We start from the raw sequence: 20,736 nt of genomic DNA, 5'->3' as shown, positions 1-20,736 counted from the left end.
CGGGCCGGGCACCCCGGCCCGACCAGGCGGCCGGGCTACTTGTCGTCGCCGCCCTTGCCGTCCTGGGGCTTGCCGATGCCGTCGTAGATCTCCTTGCACATCGGGCAGACCGGGTACTTCTTCGGGTCGCGCCCGGGCACCCAGACCTTGCCGCAGAGCGCCACCACGGGAGACCCGGAGAGCGCGCTCTCCATGATCTTGTCCTTCTGGACGTAGTGCGCGAAGCGCTCGTGGTCGCCGTCCCCGTGGGACACCTGGGGGACGGGCTCGACCAGGGTGCCGGTGCCGAGGCCGCGCTCGGGCTCAAGAGTGCTCATAGGTGCCAAGTCTATGGGCGCCCCGGGAAACCGGGCCAGTGTCGTGCCGGCGGCCGCGCCCGCTGGGCCGCCGCGGGCGGCGCGGACCGGCCCGCCGGCCGGCCCTCGGGTCAGTTCAGCGTGGGGTCGTCCGGGTACGTCGCGAGCAGCGCCAACGGGCCGCGCTGGCGGCGCAGCACGGCGCGCCACAGCCGCTCCGGCTCGGGGCTGGAGATGTCCCCCGGCTCGCAGTCGACCAGGTACCAGGCCCCGGTGCCCAGCTCCGCCTCCAGCTGCCCCGGCGACCAGCCCGCGTACCCGGCGAAGATCCGCAGGCCGCCGAGCTCACCGGCCAGCACCTCGGGCGGCGCCTCCAGGTCCACCAGGCCGATCGCCCCGTGCACCCGGCGCCAGCCGAGCGGCTCCACGGTCTCCGGCTCCCCCGGTGCCACCGCCAGGCCGAGCGCGGAGTCCAGCGCCACCGGCCCGCCCTGGAACACCACGGCGGGGTGCCCGACGAGACCGCCCCAGCCGTCCAGCACGCTGCCCACCTCGACCGGCGTCGGCCGGTTGAGGACCACACCGAGCGCCCCCTCGGCGTCGTGGTCGAGGAGGAGCACCACCGCCCGGGCGAAGTTCGGATCGGTGAGCACGGGCGTAGCGACGAGCAATCGGCCGGTGTGCGACCGGCCTCCGTGCGTATGGGCCGCCGTCATGTCTCACATGATCCCGCAGAACCACCGGGGCCGGACACCTCGACGCGAAGCCGGCCGGCGAGCGCCCGCCACCCGCCGCGGACGGCGGCGCGAACACCCGTACGGACGCACCGGCGGGCGCGACACCCCCGGACGGGAGCACCATCACGGGAGAGGCAGACGGGAACCACCGATACGCCTACTACCATCTACTGATGGTGGACGCCCTTATGCGGTGCCGACTCGGTCACGCCGGGGGCCCGAGCGCGCCCGCACGACCGGTCCACCGCCCGGCTCCCACCCGGAGCCGCACCCACTCCTCTGGCACCCCGGATTGCGAGAACGATGACCGACGACGTCCTGCTGGTCCACGGCGGAAACCCGCTCGAAGGCGAGATCCGCGTCCGCGGTGCGAAGAACCTGGTCCCCAAGGCCATGGTCGCCGCCCTCCTCGGGCAGGGCCCCAGCAGACTGCGCAACGTCCCGGACATCCGCGACGTCAAGGTGGTCCGCGGCCTGCTCCAGCTGCACGGGGTCACCGTGCGCACCGGTGACGAGGACGGCGAGCTGATCCTCGACCCCTCCCACGTGGAGAGTGCCAACGTCGCCGACATCGACGCGCACGCCGGCTCCTCGCGCATCCCGATCCTCTTCTGCGGCCCGCTGCTGCACCGCCTCGGCCACGCCTTCATCCCCGGCCTCGGCGGCTGCGACATCGGCGGCCGCCCGGTCGACTTCCACTTCGAGGTGCTGCGCCAGTTCGGCGCCAGCATCGAGAAGCACCCGCAGGGCACCTACCTGGTGGCCCCGCAGCGCCTGCGCGGCACCCGGATCGAGCTGCCCTACCCCTCGGTCGGCGCGACCGAGCAGGTGCTGCTCACCGCCGTCCTCTGCGAGGGCGTCACCGAGCTGCGCAACGCGGCCGTGGAGCCCGAGATCGTCGACCTCATCTGCGTGCTGCAGAAGATGGGCGCGATCATCACCATGGGCACCGACCGGACGATCCTGATCACCGGCGTGGACGAGCTCTCCGGCTACAACCACCGCGCCCTGCCGGACCGCCTGGAGTCCGCCTCCTGGGCCTGCGCGGCGCTGGCCACCAAGGGCGACATCTACGTCCGCGGCGCCCGCCAGCTGGAGATGATGACCTTCCTCAACACCTTCCGTAAGGTCGGTGGCGCCTTCGAGGTGGACGACGAGGGCATCCGGTTCTGGCACCCGGGCGGCGAGCTCAAGGCGATCGCTCTGGAGACCGACGTGCACCCCGGCTTCCAGACCGACTGGCAGCAGCCGCTGGTCGTCGCGTTGACCCAGGCGACCGGCCTGTCCATCGTGCACGAGACGGTGTACGAGTCGCGACTGGGCTTCACCGGGGCGCTGAACCAGATGGGCGCGCACATCCAGCTCTACCGCGAGTGCCTGGGCGCCACCCCGTGCCGCTTCGGCGCCCGCAACTTCCTGCACTCCGCGGTCGTCTCCGGCCCGTCCAAGCTGATGGGCTCCGAGCTGGTCATCCCGGACCTGCGCGGCGGCTTCTCGTACCTGATCGCGGCGCTGGCGGCCGAGGGCACCTCGACCGTCCACGGCATCGACCTGATCAACCGCGGCTACGAGAACTTCATGGAGAAGCTGCGCGACCTGGGCGCCCACGTCGAGCTGCCCAACGAGCGGCTGGTCACCGCCTGATCCTGGGCCGGGTTCCCTTCGGGGAGCCCGGCCGCACGGCGAGAGGCCGGGCTCCCCGAAGGGAACCCGGCCTCTCGGCGTTCAAGGGGTTGCTCAGGCGCCCTTGGCGGCTTCCTTGAGCTTGGAGCCCGCGCTCACCTTGGCGCTGTAGCCGGCCGCGATCTGGATCGGCTCACCGGTCTGCGGGTTGCGGGCGGTGCGGGCAGCGCGGTGGGTGCGCTCGAAGGTCAGGAAACCGGGGATGGTGACCTTCTCGTCGCCCTTGGCGACGACCTCGCCGACGATCTCGGCGAAGGCGGCCAGAACGGCGTCGGCGTCCTTGCGGGTCACCTCGGCGCGCTCGGACAGCGCGGCCACCAGCTCACTGCGGTTCATGTGTACTCCTGTGGTCTGTTCGCTTGCGGTGTGCGGGGGCCCATCGGTGCTCCCCTCCGGGGGCACCCGGACAGGCCGCAGGTCCGCACACAGTGCTCATTCAGGCAATGCGTGGTCGCAGGCCGGGTTCGCGCCCTGTGCCGCGGTCGGTGCCGTCGACGGCCCGTCTGCCTGCCTGGATACGAATCCTGCCCCGACCGGCCCCGAGAAAGCCAATCGGGCCCCGGCCGTGCCACCCGAACAAAGCCCGCCCGCCGGAGGTGTGACGCTCCGTCGGCTCCGGCGGACCGGGCGCGGGCGGCGGTCGGGACGACGCGCCGGAAGACCAGGGGGACGTTCCGTACTTGTCGGACACGCCTGCCCCGTGCAGGGCTACCGTACGCCCTAGGCCCGACAAGCCCAAACACGCCCCTCGCCCTTGTGTCGCAAGGGTTCGGGGCGGACTTGGGCGGGTAAGGACGCTAATCGGTCATTTGACCGATCCGCGACACCTGTCGCGTACCGCCATCAGAGCTTGAAGACGGGGAAGGACGAGGTGTCGAGCGTGCCGACGATGCCCGGGGTCGGCCGGGACGGCGCCTGCTCCTCCAGGGGGCCGGCCAGGGCGGCGTCCCGGACTGCGGCGGCCACGGTCTTGGCGACGTCCTTGTGGAAGACGCTCGGGATGATGTAGTTGGCGTTCAGCTCGTCGTCCGCGACGGTGGTGGCCAGCGCGCGGGCGGCGGCGATCATCATCTCGGTGTTGACGGTCCGGCTCTGCGCGTCCAGCAGGCCGCGGAAGACACCCGGGAAGACCAGCACGTTGTTGATCTGGTTCGGGAAGTCGCTGCGGCCGGTGGCGACCACCGCGGCGGTCTGGCGGGCGATCGCCGGGTCGACCTCCGGGTCCGGGTTGGCCAGCGCGAAGACGATCGCGTCCTCGGCCATGGTGGCCAGGTCGTCGCCGTCCAGCACGTTCGGGGCCGAGACGCCGATGAAGACGTCGGCGCCCGCCACGGCCTCCTTGAGGCTGCCGGTGCGACCCGAGCGGTTGGTGTGCTCGGCGATCCAGCGCAGCGAGTCGTTGAGGTCCTCACGGCCCTGGTGGACCACGCCCAGCACGTCCGCGACGGTGGCGTGCTCGACGCCGGCCGCCAGCAGCAGCTTGAGGATCGCGGTGCCGGCGGCGCCGGCGCCCGACATCACCACCCGGATGTCGCCGATCTCCTTGCCGACCACCTTGAGCGCGTTGGTCAGCGCCGCCAGCACCACGATCGCGGTGCCGTGCTGGTCGTCGTGGAAGACCGGGATGTCCAGGGCCTCGCGCAGCCGGGCCTCGATCTCGAAGCAGCGCGGCGCGGAGATGTCCTCCAGGTTGATGCCGGCGAAGCCGGGGGCGATCGCCTTGACGATGGCCACGATCTCGTCGGTGTCCTGGGTGTCCAGGCAGATCGGCCAGGCGTCGATGCCGGCGAAGCGCTTGAACAGGGCCGCCTTGCCCTCCATCACCGGCAGCGCGGCCGCCGGGCCGATGTTGCCCAGGCCCAGCACCGCGGAGCCGTCGGTGACCACGGCGACGCTGTTGCGCTTGATGGTCAGGCGGCGGGCGTCCTCGGGGTTCTCGGCGATCGCCATGCAGACCCGGGCGACACCCGGGGTGTAGATCATGCTCAGGTCGTCACGGTTGCGGATCGGGAGCTTCGAGGACATCTCGATCTTGCCGCCGAGGTGCATCAGGAAGGTGCGGTCCGAGACCTTGCCGATCGACACGCCGTCGATGGTGCGGAGCTTCTCGACGATCTCCTCGCCGTGCGCGACCGAGGACGCGGCCACCGTCACGTCGATCCGCAGGGCCTCCAGGCCGGAGGCGGTCACGTCGAGGCCGGTGACCGAGCCGCCGGAGGACTCGACCGCCGTGGTGATCGCACTGACGGCGTTGCCCCTGGCCGGGACCTCCAGCCGCACCGTGATCGAGTTGGAGACACTGGGCACCGTCGCCATCGACGTTTCCTTCTTCCGTCCGTCAGCTGCTTCAACAGAATGTTGAAGCCCTTCGCCTGCGCATGCTAGACCTCGATCGTCGCACCTACCAGGGCGAAGCCAGAAATAACGTTCATTGAGTGTGCGGACTCGACAACTTCTTGCCTCCCCGGGCAGATGCGTTACATTGGACGGGACACCGGCTCGATCCAAGCCCCCGGGCCCAACCTTCGTCCCTTCGAGGGACCACTTGCCGCGAGGCGAGCATGGCGGGTCGGTGTCATCAACGTCTGAAGGCCCCTCACCACCGGTGAGGGGCCTTCTTCGTGCCCGCGGCACGCGACGGTCGGTCAGCCGTGCAGCAGCGCCGGCACCCCGGCCGCGTCCGGCAGGTCGTCCGGACCGGAGAGCACCGTCAGCCGCTGGGTCGCCCGGGTGAGGGCCACGTAGAGCACCCGCAGACCGGCCTCCGACTCGCCGGCGATCCCGGTCGGGTCGGCCACCACGGTCGCGTCGTACTCCAGGCCCTTGGCCTCCAGGCTGCCCAGGGCCACCGCCCGGGCACCCAGACCCTCGATCCAGCCCGCCGCCTCGGCCCGCCGGTCCATCGGCACGACGACCGCCACGGTGCCGTCCACCTCCGCCAGCAGCCACTCCAGCTCCGCCCGGGCCGCCGCGCCGAAGGCCCGGGGCGACGGATCGGTGACGGCCGCGAAGCGCGGCTCCACGCCGACGTGGCGCACCGCGCTCGGCGAGGGCGTGCCCGGGGCCGCCAGCGCCAGCACCTTGGCCGCGACCTCGGCGATCTCGGCGGGGTTGCGGTAGTTCACGGTCAGCGTGAACCGCCGGCGCGGCTTGCCGGCCAGCACCTCGTCCAGCGCGGCCTGCGCCTCCTGCGGGAACGGCCAGGAGGACTGCGCCGGGTCGCCGACGATCGTCCAGGTGGCCATCCGGGCGCGGCGCCCGATCATCCGCCACTGCATCGGGGTGAGGTCCTGCGCCTCGTCCACGATGATGTGCGCGTACTCGGTGCGCTCCACCGGCACCTTCTCCCGCTGTCTGGAGCTGCGGTCGGCGAAGGTGGTGACCTCGTCCAGCCCGCTCAGCAGGTCCACCGCGTCCACCTCGCGGACCTTCGGGCGGGCCGCCTCGCCGAGCAGCACCTGGAGCTCGTCCACCAGCGCGACGTCGTGCGCCGACAGCGCGCCCTCGCCGCGCTCGGACAGGTGCCGCCAGGAGCCGGCCAGCACCCTGGCCTCCTCCGGGGTGACGGCGCGACGGGCGATCCGGTTGGTGTGCCGGCTCTGCTTCAGCGTGGCGAGCACCCGACGCGGGGTCAGCGCGGGCCACCAGGCGTCCAGGAAGTCCAGGAACGGCGCCTCGTCCGAGACGTAGTCGTCGAAGGACTCCTTCTCCTCCTGACGCTGCTCGCGGGCGTAGTGGTCGGCGGGCCTGGGCAGGTGCCGGGTGAGCTCCTGCCAGAGGGCGTCCAGCAGCAGCCTGCGGGCGCGCGGGCGCAGCAGGTTCAGCGGGGTGCCGCCGGAGCCGATCACGTGGCCGCGGACGGCCTTCAGCCGGCCGGCGTCCAGCCGCAGCACCTCGCCGCGGGCGACCACCTTGAGCTCCTGCGGCGCGCCCAGCTCCAGGGCGCCCCTGGCGGCCCGGCGCAGCAGCTGCGTCATCCGGGCCGAGCCCTTGATCCGGGCCGCCTCCGGGGTGTCGTAGGTGCCCGCCTCGATGCCGTCCACCAGCGAGCCGACCGCGCGGACGGCGACCTGCCCCTCCTCGCCGAGCGAGGGCAGCACGCCCTCGGTGTAGGAGACCAGCAGCGGGGTCGGGGAGACCACCAGGATGCCCCCGGCGTAGCGGCGGCGGTCCTGGTAGAGCAGGAAGGCGGCGCGGTGCAGGGCGACGGCGGTCTTGCCGGTGCCGGGGCCGCCGGTGACCAGGGTGGCCCCGGCCGCGGCGGCGCGGATCACCTCGTCCTGCTCCTTCTGGATGGACGAGACGATGTCGCGCATCGAGTGGCTGCGGGCCCGGCCGAGCGAGGCCATCAGCGCGCCGTCGCCGACCACGGCCAGCTCGCGGCCGTCCAGGGTGGGGGTCAGGTCGGGGCGGAGCAGGTCGTCCTCGACCCCGATCACCCGGCGGCCCTTGGACCGGATCACCCGGCGGCGGACCACCCGGCCCGGCTCCAGCGGCGTGGCGCGGTAGAAGGGCGCCGCCGCGGGCGCCCGCCAGTCGATCACCAGCGGGCCGTACTCGGCGTCCAGCACCCCGAGCCGGCCGATGTGCAGGGTCTCGGCGACGGCCGGGTCGGCCGGGTCGAGCGGGGTGTCCGAGGGGATGCCGTGCTCCTCCGGCGCATCGGCCTGCTGGAGGTCGATCCGGCCGAAGAGGAAGTCCTCGAATTCGTTGTTGAGCCGCTGGAGGTGCGCGCCGGCTCGGTACACCTGGGCGTCGCGCTCGGCGAGCGCGCCGGGGGTGCCGACCTGCACGCGCTTGGCGGCGTCCTCCAGGATGTACTCGGCCTCGGCGAGCTTCTCCTCCAGGCGGTGGTAGACCGTGTCGAGGTGACGCTGTTCCCCGGCGATCTCGCGCTCGCGGACGGTCTCGGAATCGGTGACGGCGGTGGTGTCCGTGTTGCTCTGCATGGCCTCGGTGGTTGCGGCGGAGTACTGGGTGGAGCCGGTCTCGCCCAAGAAGCCCCCTGACGTACGTCCTGCGATGGATGGGGTCCGGCCCGGCGAAACGAGCGGACGGAAAATCCTACGCCCCCACCCCTCCCCCGCGCCGCACCAGGGCCGGAATGTGGCGCGGGAGGCTCCGGACGGGACCCGGGACGCACGAAGGCCGCCCCCCGCTGAGCGGTGGGCGGCCTTCGATCTTCAAACATGGGGTGGTGGAGATGCCGGGAATCGAACCCGGGTCCAGTGGAGTGGATTCAGGACTTCTCCGAGCGCAGTCCGCTGTGATTTTCTCGGCCCTGGCGGTCACGCGGACAAGCCGCCAACAGGCCCAGCTGCTGTTTGATTTCCCCTCCACCCCCGCAGCCCGGGTGGACGGTTGAGTTCCCTAGATTATGCCAGGGTCCGGGTCGGGAACTCCCCGGTCTGACACCCAAGCGCTATCGGTGCTTATTAGGCAGCGAGAGCGAACTGCTGGGAATCGCGCTTAGAGTTGGCGATTATTTGTTTGCGACAGATGGTTAACGAGATCATTGCCGCGTTCCTCGGCTCGCTTCTCCTGTTTCGACTTCCCCTGTCGAAACCGATCATCCCCATGTTTTGTTGAGAAACAACTCGGACGGCGAACCGTCCGTGGTGCTGGCGCCATACTACGCGAGGCGGCCTGCGAGGGTCCAGCGGATTAACTCCGACGTGGCCGCCGGGTCACTGCTGGCGCCGCCGGGCGGCGGCGACGGCGCGGGCCGTCTCGCGGGTGTCCTGCTTCTCCCGCAGCGTCTGGCGCTTGTCGTACAGCTTCTTGCCGACGGCGAGTGCCAGTTCGAGCTTCACCCGGCCGTCCTTGAAGTACAGCGAGAGCGGGATCAGGGTGTGACCCGCGTCCCGGACCTTCGCCTCGATCTTGTGGATCTCCAGCCGGTGCAGCAGCAGCTTGCGCTTGCGCCGCGCGGCGTGGTTGGTCCACGTCCCCTGGGTGTACTCGGGGATGAAGACGTTGTCGATCCAGGCCTCGTGGTTCTGGATGTAGGCATAGCCGTCGACCAGGTTGGCCCGCCCCTCGCGCAGTGACTTGACCTCGGTGCCGGTGAGCACGAGACCGCACTCGTAGGTGTCGAGGATGGTGTACTCGTGTCGCGCCTTCTTGTTCTGCGCGATCAGCTTGTGTCCGGTTTCCTTTGCCATAGCGCCGCCATTCTCGCACCTCGACGCGGTGGCGGGCAGCTCCTTTCCCCGCGGTGCCTCAGGTCCGGGTGCCGAGGCCGGCGAGCACCCGCAGGGCCAGCGCGCCGGCGTCCTCGGTGCCGGACGCGGGCACGTCGGGCACCAGGCCGACGCCCTCCGGGGAGCGGCCGGCGGGGGTGTAGTAGCGCCCGACGGTCAGCTCCAGCACCGCGCCGTCGGCCAGCCGGCTGGGCTGCTGGACGGTGCCCTTGCCGAAGGTCCGGCCGCCCACCACGACGGCCCGGCTGCGGTCCTGGAGGGCGCCGGTGAGCAGCTCGGCGGCGCTCATGGTGCCGCCGTCCACCAGCACCACCAGCGGGGTGCGCTGGTCGCCGCCGGGCGGGGCGGTCAGCTCGCGCGTCCCGCCGCGCTCCTGGTAGGAGCCGACCGGACCGCCGTCCAGGAAGACCGCGGCGGTGCCGGCGGCCTCCTCGACCAGGCCGCCGGAGTTCCCCCGCAGGTCGAGCACCACCCCGTGGGCGCCGTGCACGGCGGCGCGCACCTGCTCGGCGACGCCGCTGGTGAAGGCCCGCACCGTGATCCGCACGACCCCCTTGTCCAGCCGCTCCACCGCGACCTGCTGACTGTCCAGCAGGGCCCGCCGCAGCCGGACCTCGCGGACCTCGCCATCGCCGCGCCGGACGGTCAGGGTCACCTCGGAGCCGGCCTGGCGCTCGCCCTCGCGGCCGCGCAGCCGGGCGACCACTTCGGTGACCGGCAGCCGGTCGGCCTGGTCCGCGTCGATCGTCAGCAGCCGGTCGCCCACCGCGATCCCGGCGGCGGCGGCCGGACCGGCCGGCAGCACCTGGGAGACGGCGGTGACGCCGTCCTGGCCCCGGCCGACCGAGAGGCCCACGCCGAGGTAGCGGCCGTCCAGGCCCTGGCTGAACTCGGCGTACTCCCGCGCGCTGTAGTAGGCGCCCCAGCGGTCGCCGGTGGCGCCGATCAGGTGCTCGGCCTGCTGCTCGGAGAGGGTCGCGCCGGCCGGGTCCTGGCCGGCCCCGACCGTGGCGACGGCGGCCGGGGCCGCGTCGCCGGAGGGGCGCGGGTGCGGCGCGGCCGGGTCGCCCCAGGCACCGGTCGCGGCCCCGGCCAGCAGCACGGCGCCGAACACCAGGCTGAGGGTGACCACCTGACGTGCTCTGCGCGGAGTTTCTGGCATGGCATCGGAGTGTAGGCGCAGCGTGCGGGGCGGTGGGCCGGATCGGCCGACGGCGAAACCCCGACGGCCCCGGACGGCGCAGTGCCGTCCGGGGCCGTCGGGGCCGTGCGGGGTCAGACCTTGAGGTACTTGCGCAGGGTGAAGAACGCCGCGATGCCGGCCATGCCCATACCGACCACCACCAGCAGCGGTATCACCGCCAGCACCGAACCGAGCCCGATGAAGTGGATGAACTGCACCCGTTCGGCCAGCCAGCTGTGGACGAAGAAGTGCCCGCCGAGCAGCAGTCCGGAGGCCATCACCGCGCCGAGCAGCGCGGCGAACGCCGCCTCGGCGATGAAGGGCATCTGGACGTAGAAGTTCGAGGCACCGACCAGGCGCATGATGCCGGTCTCGCGCCGCCTGCTGAACGCCGACACCCGGACGGTGTTCACGATCAGCAGCAACGCGACGAAGAGCATCAGCACCATGATCACGAAGGCCGCGGTCTGGAGGCCGTTCAGCAGGCCGAACAGGTTCTCCAGGATCTTGCGCTGGTCCTCGACCGACTTCACCCCGGGCTTGCCCGCGAAGGCGCTCTGGATGACGTCGTACTTGGTCGGGTCGTTCAGCTTCACCCGCCAGGACTGCGGGATGGCCTCCGGCCCGAGGACGGAGATGAGCGGGTTGTCCGGGTTCATCTCCTTCCAGTGCTTGTAGGCCTCGGCGGAGTCCTCGAACACGGAGGACTGGACGACCGAGTCCATCTTGTCGAGCTGGGTCTTGATGTCGGCGATCTGCTGGTCGGTGGCCGCACCCGCCTGGCACTGCGGCGAGTTGCGGGCATCCGCCTTGGTGCAGAAGTAGATGCTCACCTCGACCTTGTCGTACCAGTACCCCTTCATGGAGTTCACCTGGTCACGAACCAGCAGGGAGGCACCGGCGAGGGCGAGGGAGAGCGCGACACTGACGACCACCGCGATGGTCATCGTCAGGTTGCGGCGGAGACCCACACCGATCTCCGACAGGACGAACTGGGCGCGCATGCGGGTAACAACTCCAGGGTCGGTTGCTGGTCGGGCGAGACGGGCCGGCGGCCTACGGGATCAGTGCTGGTACCCGTAGACGCCGCGGGCCTGGTCGCGGACCAGCAGCCCCTTGTCGAGTTCGATGACGCGCTTGCGCATCTGGTCGACGATGGCCTGGTCGTGCGTGGCCATCAGCACCGTGGTGCCGGTGCGGTTGATCCGGTCCAGCAGCTTCATGATGCCGACCGAGTTCTGCGGGTCGAGGTTGCCGGTGGGCTCGTCCGCGATCAGCAGCATCGGGCGGTTCACGAACGCCCGGGCGATCGCGACGCGCTGCTGCTCACCACCGGAGAGCTCGCCCGGCATGCGGTCCTCCTTGCCGCCGAGGCCGACCAGGTCCAGCACCTCGGGCACCACCTTGTTGATGGCGCTCTTGGGCTTGCCGATCACTTCGAGGGCGAAGGCCACGTTCTGCGCGACCGTCTTGTTGGGCAGCAGGCGGAAGTCCTGGAAGACGGTGCCCAGCTGGCGGCGCATGTGCGGCACCTTCCAGTTGGACAGCTTGCCCAGGTCCTTGCCCATCACGTGCACCTCGCCGGTGCTGGGGCGCTCCTCGCGCAGGCACAGGCGCAGGAAGGTGGACTTGCCCGAGCCGGACGAACCGACCAGGAAGACGAACTCACCCTTCTCGATCTCCAGCGAGACGTTGTCCAGGGCGGGACGGTTCTGCTTGGGATAGGTCTTGGAGACGTTGTCGAATCTGATCACGGCTGCATCACGGAGGCCATCCTAGGCGGCGCCAGTCCTCGGTCGGTCCACCCCGGGCGCCCGGCCCGGGGGCGGGCGGCGGGAGCGGAAAGGGCCGCTCCCGGCTTGGGACCATACGCGAACCGGCGTCCGGCTCGCAGGGCCGGTCCGGGACGGAAACCTCATCTTGGGAGACAATGTCCGGTTATGCCCGGAAAATTTGGAGGCATCTCACAGCCCGGGGGCCGGAACGGTCGGAACCTGGCAGAGTGGAGGTGGTGGCCGGGGCCGGCCACTCCCCCGCACAGGGCAAGAACAGGAACCAAAGCCCCGTCCGGTGCGTTGGCAGTAGCAGCGAGGAGGAGATCGCATGACCTGCGACCATCTGGTGTGCGCCAACTGCAACGGCCGCGTGAGCGATGGCCGCTGCCCCGTGTGCCGCGCCAACCGGGCCCGGCTGCAGGAGCAGCAGGGTCCGTTCGCCACGCTCTCCCCCGTGATGCTGCTGGCCCTGCTGGCCGGGCTGATCGCGGTGGCACTGATCGCCCGGCAGGCGCTGGCCTGAGCCACGACGGACAGCCGGAAGGCCCCCGACGGGGATCCGTCGGGGGCCTTCCGTCGTTCACGCTCAGTTCGCGGCGGTCTCGCGCTGCTTGCGCCAGCGGATGCCGGCCTCGATGAAGCCGTCGATGTCGCCGTCCAGCACGCCCTGCGGGTTGCCGACCTCGTACTCGGTGCGGACGTCCTTCACCATCTGGTACGGGTGCAGCACGTAGGAGCGCATCTGGTTGCCCCAGGAGCTGCCGCTGTCCTTCAGCGCGTCCATGGCCGCCCGCTCCTCCTGGCGCCGCCGCTCCAGCAGCTTGGCCTGGAGGACGTTCATCGCGGACGCCTTGTTCTGGATCTGCGAGCGCTCGTTCTGGCAGGAGACCACGACGCCGGTCGGGAGGTGCGTGATGCGCACCGCCGAGTCGGTGGTGTTGACGCCCTGGCCGCCGGGGCCGGACGCGCGGTAGACGTCGATCCGCAGCTCGGACTCGTCGATGTCGACGTGGTCGGACTGCTCGACGACGGGGAGCACCTCGACACCGGCGAAGGAGGTCTGCCGGCGGCCCTGGTTGTCGAAGGGCGAGATGCGGACCAGGCGGTGGGTGCCCTGCTCGACCGAGAGGGTGCCGTAGGCGTAGGGCGCCTTGACGGTGAAGGTCGCGGACTTGATGCCGGCCTCCTCCGCGTACGAGGTGTCGTACACCTCGGTGGGGTACCCGTGCCGCTCGGCCCAGCGCAGGTACATCCGCATCAGCTGCTCGGCGAAGTCGGCGGCGTCCACGCCACCGGCCTCGGCGCGGATGTTGATCAGCGCCTCGCGGGCGTCGTACTCGCCGGACAGGAGGGTGCGGACCTCCAGCTCCTCGACCGCCTTCATGACGACCCCGAGCTCCTGCTCGGCCTCGACGCGGGTGTCCGCGTCGTCCTCGGCCTCGGCGAGCTCGAACAGGACGCCCAGGTCGTCGATGCGGCTGCGCAGGCCTTCGACGCGGCGCAGTTCACCCTGGAGGAAGGAGAGCCGGCTGGTCACCTTCTGCGCGTTCGCGAGGTCGTCCCACAGGTCGGGGGCGGCTGCCTCCTCCTCCAGACGCGCGATGTCGGCCCGGATCTTGTCCAGGTCGAGGACTGCCTCGATCGACCCCATGGTCGTGTCGAGGTTCTTGAGCTCTTCGGAAGGATCGACGGCTGCCACGCACCCAGGGTAATGGTTCCGGGGGGGCACCTGGCGACACCGGGGTCGCCGGGCCTCCTACGGGGCCCGCGGCGGCGCGGAGTGGACGGCCGGACGGGGCGCCTGCCCGCCCTCCGGCGCGGTGGCGGCGAAGGCCGTCCAGGCGGCGGCCGCACCGGCCAGCAGCAGCACGGTGGCCAGCAGGACGGCCAGCAGCCGGCGGCGGCGCAGCAGGGCCTGGCGGTCCCGGCGGTGGGTGGCGCCCGGGGCGGTGCGCTGCGCCCGGGACTCGGCGGCGTAGGAGGCCAGCTCCTGCGCGGAGGGGCGGCGCAGGCTGGTGTGGGTGTCCCGGGTGGAGTCGGGGGCGACCCCGGGCACCAGCGGGACGGCCGGGCCGCGGCGGCGCTTGTGGGCGCCGGGGGCGGCGTCCACCTCGGCGTACACCGCCTCGCCGGGGGTCAGCTGCTCCTCGGCCGGGGTCCGGCCCTGCTGCGGGACGGCGAGCACCGGCAGTCCGGCCAGCGCGGGCAGCTGCTCGCGGAGCCGGGCGGCCAGCTCGGCGGCGCGCAGCCGGGAGGCCGGGGCCTTGGCCAGGCACTCGGCGATGATCCGCCAGAGGCCGTCGGGCAGCCCGGGGACGGGCGGCACCTGCTCGGTGACGTGGCGGCGCAGCACGGCGCCGGTGTGGCCGCCGCCGAACGGGGTGGAACCGGCCAGCAGCTCGTAGAGCACGGTGGCGAGCGCGTAGATGTCGACGGCGGCGCGCGGCTCCAGGCCCTCGATGATCTCGGGGGCGAGGTAGTCGGGGGTGCCGATGATCCGGGTGGCGCGGGTCCGGCGCGGGGCGTCGACCAGGCGGGCCACGCCGAAGTCGGTCAGCTTGGCGCGCGGGGCGCCGCCGGGGCCGGGCGCGGCGGCGAGGTCGAGCAGGACGTTCTCCGGCTTGACGTCGCGGTGGACGATGCCGGCGGCGTGCGCGGCGGCCAGGCCGTCGGCGACGTCGGCGATGACCGAGACGGCGGTCTGCGGGGCGAGCGCGCCGTCGCGCTCCAGCCGGGAGCGCAGGTCGGTGCCCTGGACCAGCTCCATCACCAGGGCGAGGTCGCTGCCGTCGACCACCATGTCGCGCACGCCGACCACCCGGGGGTGGTCGAGGCTGGTCAGCGCGGCGCGCTCCTGGACGAAGCGGCCGACCAGGACCTGGTCGGCGGCGAGGTCCTCGCGCAGCAGCTTGACCGCGACCGGGCCGTCCGGGCCCTCACCGAGCCAGACCGTCCCGGCGGAACCCCGGCCGATCACCTGGTGGACGGTGTAGCGGCTGCCGATCTTGCGTGCCAATGCTGCTCCGTGGGCGGCGGGAGCGCGCGGGGGAGGGTCCGGTGCGCTCGGTGGGGCGGGACAACAGCGACCAACCTACGCGCCCGAACGCCCTTCGCGGGCCGCCTGAGGGCGCTCGGCGGGCACTGACGGGCGAGAAATCTCGTGGATTGTCGATAAAGCGTCAATGTTGCCGCCGGGCCCGGCCCCTGGCGCGGCGCCGGGCCCCCGCGGTCAGTTCTTGGAGCTGCCGACGATATTGCTCACCCAGTCGCTCGCACTGCTGAACCAGTCCTGGACGTCGGCCCAGTACTGCGGGAGCGGTGTGAAGTTCCACAGCGCCACCGCCGCCACGGCCAGCACCAGCAGCACCATCAGACAGCCCTTGAGGCAGCCGAGGCCCGGGATGTACATCCGGTTGCGGCTGCGCCGGCGCGGCTCGCGGGCCGGCGCGGCCTCCCGCCGGGCGGGCTCCGGCGGTGCCTCGCGGCGCTGCGGGGGCTCCCGCCGCTGCGGGGCGGGCGGCTCCGCCCGGCGCTGCGGCGCGGGCGGCGGCGGGGCCTGGTAGCCGCCGGGCGGGCCGGCCTGCGGCTGCTGCTGCCCGTAGGGCTGCGGGGCCTGGTTGTGCTGCGGGGCCTGGTTGTAGCCGCCCGGCGGCTGCGGGCGGCCGCCGGGGGCCTGGCCCCCCTGCCCCGCCTGGTAGGGCGGCGGGGCCACCGGCGGCCGCTGGGCGTAGCCGGGCGGCGGGGCCTGCTGGTAGCCGCGCGGCGGCGGCTGCTGGGGGTAGCCCTGCGGCCGGGGCTGACCACCCTGGCCGCCCTGGCCGCCCTGGCCGCCCTGGCCGCCCTGGTCGGCCCGGCCGCCCGGTCGGGCCTGGTACGGCGGCGGGGCGACCGGCGGAGCCTCGAAGTCCGCCGGGTCGAAGTAGCCGATCTCGGTCTGCTGGTTGCGGTCGCGGGCGGCGCGCAGCTGGCTCTGCCAGGGGTGCGGCGCCTCCGGCTGCGGCGGTCCCGGCGGGGTGGGCGGCATCACCTGGGTGCGGTCCGCGGCGCCGTACGGGGCGGCCGGCGGCGGCTGGGTGCCCATCACCCGGGTCGCGGCGGCCGGGTCGTAGTGCTGCCCGCCCGGCTGGCCGGCCGGCAGCACCTGGGTCCGGTCCTCCGTACCCGGCCCGCCCGCGGCGGCGTCGGGGAGGACGCCCGGCGGGTTGCCCGGCACGGCGGCCGGCTGCGGGTCCGGCAGCAGCAGCGCGCCCACCGCGAGCGCCGCGTCCACCGCCGCCGGGGAGGCGTGCACGCCGACCCCGGCCGCGACCACCCGCAGCGCGCGGGCCAGCGCGACGGCGCTCGGCCGCTGCGCCGGGTCCTTGCGCAGGCAGCGCTCGATCACCGTCCAGAGCGGGTCGGGCATGGTGGAGGGCCGCTGCGGCTCCTGGGCGAGGTGCGCCTGGAGGATCTGCAGCGGGCCGTCGCCCTGGAACGGCTGGCGGCCGGTGACCAGCTCGTACAGCATGATCCCGGCGCCGTAGACGTCCACCGCGGAGGTCTGCGGGCGGCCCTCGGCGGACTCGGGCGCGACGTACGCCGGAGTGCCGACGAACTCGTGGGTGCGGGTGATGCCGGGAGAGTCGGCGAGGCGGGCGATGCCGAAGTCGGTCAGCATCGGGTGCATCTGCTCGGTGCCGTCCACCACGCTGGAGGCGAGCAGCACGTTGGCCGGCTTGAGGTCGCGGTGGACGACGCCGTCGGCGTGGCTGGCCGCCAGCGCGTCGGCGACCTGGGCCATCAGCAGGGCGCCGGCGATCGGGCTGAACGGGCCGTTGCCGCGCAGGTAGCGGGCCAGGTCGGGGCCCTCGATCAGGTCCATCACCAGGGCCAGCAGCTCACCCTCGACCACCAGGTCGCGGACCTTGACGATGTTGGGGTGGGTCAGCCGCAGCAGCAGCGAGCGCTCGCGCAGGAAGCGCATCACCACGTCGGGGTCGGCCGCGAGCTCCTCGCGCAGCACCTTGATCGCCACCGGCTGCCCGGGCTCGCTGCCGGGCACCGCGACATCCGCGCGGACCCGTCCGCGCCAGACGGTGCCGGTGGCCCCCCGTCCGAGGGTCTCCTCAAGCAGATACTTGCTGCCGACTGGCCGCACCTGTCGCACTCCTCGCCGTGCCGCCCGCGCGGGGCGCTCCTCCGCAGGTGCGGTGAGCCTGCCGGGCCCGTGTTGCGGCCACTCTAACCGGGTCCGTTCACGTTTTCGGGGCGACCGGCGAGGGTTCCGGACGGGTCTGGGGGACATCCCCTAGGGGGGTCCCCGAGGCCGGCGGGCGGGGCGTTCGGGGGGACGGTTGACCTGACCCTCCGTCGCCCCCACCATGGCGATGATCGCAAGATCGTCAAATCCGGTACCGTGCGCGGACTGTCGGTGACGGATGGCAGGATGACAGTCGCCACTCTTGTGGCCCACCGTCGTCGCAGCCGCCCGCAGGGGCGTCCACCGCAGGCAGCCCGGGCAGCAAGCGTCAGCACCAGGCGTCAGCACCAGCAGAAGGGACCGCGGGCGAGATGCAGATCCGGCTGACCGTCCTCCGACCGCGCAGCGGCCCGGCAGCCGCCGGCTCCGCCATCCCCTACGTGGACGTGCTGGTCACCGCGCCCGTCGGCACCGCGCTCGGCTCCCTCGCGGGCGCCCTCGCGGGCGCCGTGGGCGTGCGCGGCCCACGAGCCGCCACCCATGTACACCTGTACGCCGGGGCGCACCGGGTGGACGAGCACACCCTGCTCGGCCACCCCCCGCTGCTCGACGGCGCCGTCCTCAGCCTCAACGAGCCCGACCCGACCGCCGACGACCCGGACGACGGCCCGGCCGCCGCCGAGCTGCGGGTGGTCGGCGGCCCCGACGCCGGCGGCGTGCACCGCCTGCACGGCCGGGAGATCCGGGTCGGCCGCTCCGGCGAGGCCGACGTCCCGCTCGACGACCCCGACGTCTCCCGCCTCCACCTCGCGCTGCACCTCGGGGAGGACGGCCGGGTCACCGTGCGGGACCTCGGCTCCACCAACGGCACCACCCTGGACGGCCGGATCGTCCCGCCCGGACCGCCCGAGGAGGCCGTCCCGCTGGAGGGCGGCGCCCTGCTCCGGATCGGCGAGTCCACCCTGCGGGTCACCCCGCCGGATCCCGGGTCCGGCCCGGGCGCGCCCGCCCGCGCTGCGCTGCCCGACGGCAACGGCCACCTCCAGCTCGCCGCGCCCGCCCCCGCGCGGCCCGCGCCGCCGGTGGCCGAACCGCCCGCCGTGCCCGAGCCCGCCCCCGGCCGCGGCCGGGGCCTGCTCTCGCTCCGGCTCGGCCGCGCCGGCGCCGAGCCGCCCGGCCAGGAGAGCGCCGAGCGCCACCACGCCGCCGTCCGCACCCGGCAGGCCGCCGCCCAGCGCGAGCGCTGGCCCGACCTCGCCACCCTGCTGCTCAACGCCCTCGGCCCGGGCCCGCGGCTCTGGGAGCGCGGCCCCGGCCACCCCGACGCGCTCACCCTGCGCCTCGGCACCGCCGACCGGCCCGGCGGGCCCGGCACCACCCCCGGCACGCTGCTGCCCGCCGTCCCGGTCACCCTCGACCTGCAGACCGCCGGCAGCCTCGGCCTCAGCGGCCCGCGCGAGCGGCTGGACGCCCTCACCCGCGCGGTCGTCGCCCAGCTGGCCGCCCTGCACCCGCCCACCGGCCTCAGCCTCGTCGTGGTCGACGCCGACCCGGCGCGGCCCGCGCAGGACCGCGTCGACACCTGGGCCTGGGCGCTGTGGCTGCCGCACCTGCGCCCCGTCGACGGCCAGGACTGCCGGCTGCTGATCGGCCTCGACGACGAGCAGGCCACCGCCCGCCTCGCCGAGCTCACCGCCCGGCTCAGCGGCCCGGTCGGGCTCGGCGGCCACCCCGCCACCGTGGTCGTGGTCGACGGCCGCCCGCCCGGCGACGCCGCCCGGCAGGCCCTCGACCTGCTGCTGCGCCAGGGCCCGGCCGTCGGCATCTTCCCGATCTGCCTCGCCGAACAGCCCGAGCTGCTGCCGCGCGGCGTCGGCGCCACCGCCCTGATCACCGGCGAGGTCGGCACCCAGCTCTCCCTCGACCGGCCGGTCGCCCGGGGCCGCGAGACGCTGCACGAGGTCTCGCTGGACGCCGTCTCCGACGTCTGGGCCGAACGGCTGGCCCGCGTCCTCGCCCCGCTGCGCGAGGCCGTCCCCGCCGCCCGCGGCCCGCTGCCCGACGCGCTGCGCCTGCTCGACCTGCTGCAGCTCGACACCGTCACCCCGGCCAAGCTCTCGGCCCGCTGGGCCGCGCACGCCAGCGGCATCGGCGCCGCCACCGCCCTGCTGGGCACCACCCGCGACGAGCTCTGCACCCTCGACCTCGCCGACCCCGAGCTCGCCCTGCCCTCGCCCGACCCGGGCGGCCCGCACCTGCTCATCGGCGGCGCGCGCGGCTCGGGCAAGACCGAGCTGCTGCGCACCCTGGTCGCCTCGCTGGCCGTCTCCGAGCGGCCCGAGCGGCTGGCCGTCTCCCTCATCGAGGGCCGGGCGACGGAGGAGGGCCTGGACGGCTGTACCGAACTGCCGCACGTCACCGGGCTGGTCAACGCCGCCACCGACCCGCGCGCCGCACTGCTCGCGGCGGAGGCACTGGAGGACGAACTCGCCCTGCGGGAGCGGCTGTTCGACGGCCTGGACTTCGCCTCCTGGCACGCGGCCCGCATCTTGGACGGCGAGCGGGGCCTGGACGGCGAGCGCGGGCAGGACGACGCCCGGGGCCTGGAAGCGGGGCGGCCGGCCGTCCCGGTACCCGCCGCGGTCGGCGCCGCCGGCACCACGGCGCCGGCGACCACCGCCAGGATCATCCACCCCCGCAGCGGCGACTCCCCCCGGTCCGCCGCCGCCCCGGCCCCTGTGGTGCCCGCCCGGCTGGTCGTCGTGGTGGACGACTACGACGCCCTGCTCGCCCCGACCTCCCCGGCCGGCCGGCCCCTGGCCCGCGCCCTCGCGGCCGTCGCCCGCCGCGGCGGCCCGCTCGGCGTCCACCTCGCCGTCACCACCGGCCGCCCCGAGGAGAGCGCCGGCACCGAGGTCGACGAGGCCGCGCTGCTGCGGATCGCGCTGCGCACCGACGACCCGGCCGACTCGGACCTGCTGATCCACCTCGGTGACGCCGCCGCCCTGGGCGAGGACACCCCCGGCCGCGGCTATCTGCGGCTGCCGGACGGCGGTGTCACCGCGTTCCAGAGCGCCCGGATCAGCGGCCGCATCCCGCGGACCGCCACCCTGCGGCCGACGGTGGTCGCGATAGACCCGCTCCAGCTCGGTGCCCCGCCGGCCCGCCGGCCGGTGCGCGAGCTCGGCAACGGCCCGACCGACCTCGCCCTGCTGGCGAGCGCGCTCCAGCGGGCGGCCACGCACTGACACGGCGGCAGGGCGGACCGGTCGCCGGTCCGCCCCGCCCCGGTCGTCCGGCGCGCGGGTGCTCAGGAGCAGTACATGCCGCGGTTCGCCACGGCCAGGCCGCCGACCTTGTCACCGTCCAGGGTGAACTCGTCCTTCCAGCCCTGCGTGCCCCGGCCGCCCTCGACCGGCATCTCGAACTTGCCGCTCCTGGCCAGCTCCAGCCCCTTGTCGCCGTAGGCCTCCCTGAGCGCCTCGACCGTCGAACCGGCCCCGATGCCCTCGGCGGTCCGGGCGCCCGCCGGGGCCACCAGCTCGCGCAGACCCTCCGGGCCGAACCCGGCCCGGCCGGTGGCCAGGAACGCGGCGTCGCGGGTCGCCCGCGCGACCTTCAGCTCGTCGGTGGCCTTGGCCAGCTGTTCGAGCGTCCCCTGGTTGGCCTTCATCCGCTCG

General features: G+C 73.6%; 16 protein-coding genes and 1 other RNA gene. 3 read left to right on the top strand and 14 right to left on the bottom strand.

The genetic code is table 11. The features are described from left to right. Window positions 1-35 precede the first annotated feature (35 nt). Together ACZ34W_RS21450 and ACZ34W_RS21445 are read right to left on the bottom strand one after the other, a co-directional pair. A complete protein-coding gene (locus tag ACZ34W_RS21450) occupies window positions 36-317 on the bottom strand; it encodes a DUF3039 domain-containing protein (protein ID WP_329487875.1) in 282 nt (93 codons plus the stop codon). A gap of 110 nt (window positions 318-427) precedes the next feature. Then, on the bottom strand, window positions 428-1,012 hold the full coding sequence (locus ACZ34W_RS21445) for a YqgE/AlgH family protein (protein WP_329487876.1): 585 nt from the start codon (window positions 1,010-1,012) through the stop codon (window positions 428-430). A 324-nt stretch (window positions 1,013-1,336) separates the two neighbouring features. On the opposite strand from ACZ34W_RS21445, the gene murA reads away from it, so the two are divergent. Beyond that, window positions 1,337-2,677, top strand: a complete 1,341-nt coding sequence (murA, locus tag ACZ34W_RS21440) for a UDP-N-acetylglucosamine 1-carboxyvinyltransferase (protein ID WP_329487877.1) — start codon at window positions 1,337-1,339, stop codon at window positions 2,675-2,677. Between the two features lie 93 nt (window positions 2,678-2,770). Here murA and ACZ34W_RS21435 read toward each other — a convergent pair whose 3' ends face one another. The 8 genes from ACZ34W_RS21435 to ftsE form a co-directional block, all read right to left on the bottom strand. Next, window positions 2,771-3,052, bottom strand: a complete 282-nt coding sequence (locus ACZ34W_RS21435; protein WP_030059737.1) for an HU family DNA-binding protein — start codon at window positions 3,050-3,052, stop codon at window positions 2,771-2,773. Window positions 3,053-3,559: 507 nt separating this feature from the next. After that, the gene (locus ACZ34W_RS21430; protein WP_465606225.1) at window positions 3,560-5,032 is read right to left on the bottom strand and encodes an NAD-dependent malic enzyme; all 1,473 of its coding nucleotides are present in this window, start codon (window positions 5,030-5,032) and stop codon (window positions 3,560-3,562) included. 329 nt (window positions 5,033-5,361) lie between these two features. Beyond that, on the bottom strand, window positions 5,362-7,665 hold the full coding sequence (locus tag ACZ34W_RS21425; protein WP_465606400.1) for a HelD family protein: 2,304 nt from the start codon (window positions 7,663-7,665) through the stop codon (window positions 5,362-5,364). Between the two features lie 246 nt (window positions 7,666-7,911). Further along, window positions 7,912-8,293: a transfer-messenger RNA gene (ssrA, locus tag ACZ34W_RS21420) on the bottom strand. 110 nt (window positions 8,294-8,403) lie between these two features. Further along, the gene (smpB, locus tag ACZ34W_RS21415; RefSeq protein WP_329487879.1) at window positions 8,404-8,880 is read right to left on the bottom strand and encodes an SsrA-binding protein SmpB; all 477 of its coding nucleotides are present in this window, start codon (window positions 8,878-8,880) and stop codon (window positions 8,404-8,406) included. A 58-nt stretch (window positions 8,881-8,938) separates the two neighbouring features. Then, window positions 8,939-10,081 (bottom strand): S41 family peptidase, encoded by a 1,143-nt coding sequence (locus ACZ34W_RS21410; protein WP_465606223.1) that lies wholly within the window; start codon window positions 10,079-10,081, stop codon window positions 8,939-8,941. Window positions 10,082-10,194: 113 nt separating this feature from the next. Continuing rightward, window positions 10,195-11,106 (bottom strand): permease-like cell division protein FtsX, encoded by a 912-nt coding sequence (gene ftsX, locus ACZ34W_RS21405; RefSeq protein ID WP_329487881.1) that lies wholly within the window; start codon window positions 11,104-11,106, stop codon window positions 10,195-10,197. A gap of 60 nt (window positions 11,107-11,166) precedes the next feature. Next, a complete protein-coding gene (gene ftsE / locus ACZ34W_RS21400; RefSeq protein WP_329487882.1) occupies window positions 11,167-11,856 on the bottom strand; it encodes a cell division ATP-binding protein FtsE in 690 nt (229 codons plus the stop codon). 349 nt (window positions 11,857-12,205) lie between these two features. On the opposite strand from ftsE, the gene ACZ34W_RS21395 reads away from it, so the two are divergent. Continuing rightward, entirely contained in the window at window positions 12,206-12,400 is a 195-nt protein-coding gene (locus tag ACZ34W_RS21395; protein ID WP_380575627.1) for a hypothetical protein, read from the top strand. Window positions 12,401-12,463: 63 nt separating this feature from the next. On the opposite strand, the gene prfB is transcribed toward ACZ34W_RS21395, so the two are convergent. The 3 genes from prfB to ACZ34W_RS21380 form a co-directional block, all read right to left on the bottom strand. Beyond that, complete coding sequence (gene prfB / locus ACZ34W_RS21390; RefSeq protein WP_329487884.1) at window positions 12,464-13,576, bottom strand: peptide chain release factor 2; 1,113 nt, start codon at window positions 13,574-13,576, stop codon at window positions 12,464-12,466. A 57-nt stretch (window positions 13,577-13,633) separates the two neighbouring features. Continuing rightward, a complete protein-coding gene (locus tag ACZ34W_RS21385) occupies window positions 13,634-14,893 on the bottom strand; it encodes a serine/threonine-protein kinase (RefSeq protein WP_329487885.1) in 1,260 nt (419 codons plus the stop codon). Window positions 14,894-15,106: 213 nt separating this feature from the next. Further along, window positions 15,107-17,014 (bottom strand): serine/threonine-protein kinase, encoded by a 1,908-nt coding sequence (locus ACZ34W_RS21380; RefSeq protein ID WP_465606219.1) that lies wholly within the window; start codon window positions 17,012-17,014, stop codon window positions 15,107-15,109. Between the two features lie 413 nt (window positions 17,015-17,427). Between ACZ34W_RS21380 and ACZ34W_RS21375 the strand changes: the two genes are divergently transcribed. Beyond that, on the top strand, window positions 17,428-20,304 hold the full coding sequence (locus ACZ34W_RS21375; protein WP_465606217.1) for an FtsK/SpoIIIE domain-containing protein: 2,877 nt from the start codon (window positions 17,428-17,430) through the stop codon (window positions 20,302-20,304). Window positions 20,305-20,366: 62 nt separating this feature from the next. On the opposite strand, the gene ACZ34W_RS21370 is transcribed toward ACZ34W_RS21375, so the two are convergent. Beyond that, on the bottom strand, window positions 20,367-20,729 hold the full coding sequence (locus tag ACZ34W_RS21370) for a hypothetical protein (protein WP_465606216.1): 363 nt from the start codon (window positions 20,727-20,729) through the stop codon (window positions 20,367-20,369). Window positions 20,730-20,736: the final 7 nt, after the last annotated feature.

Source organism: Kitasatospora sp. NPDC022856, assembly GCF_055561235.1.
Note: the sequence above shows the minus strand (reverse complement) of the source record. Positions and strands in the feature narration are given on the sequence as shown.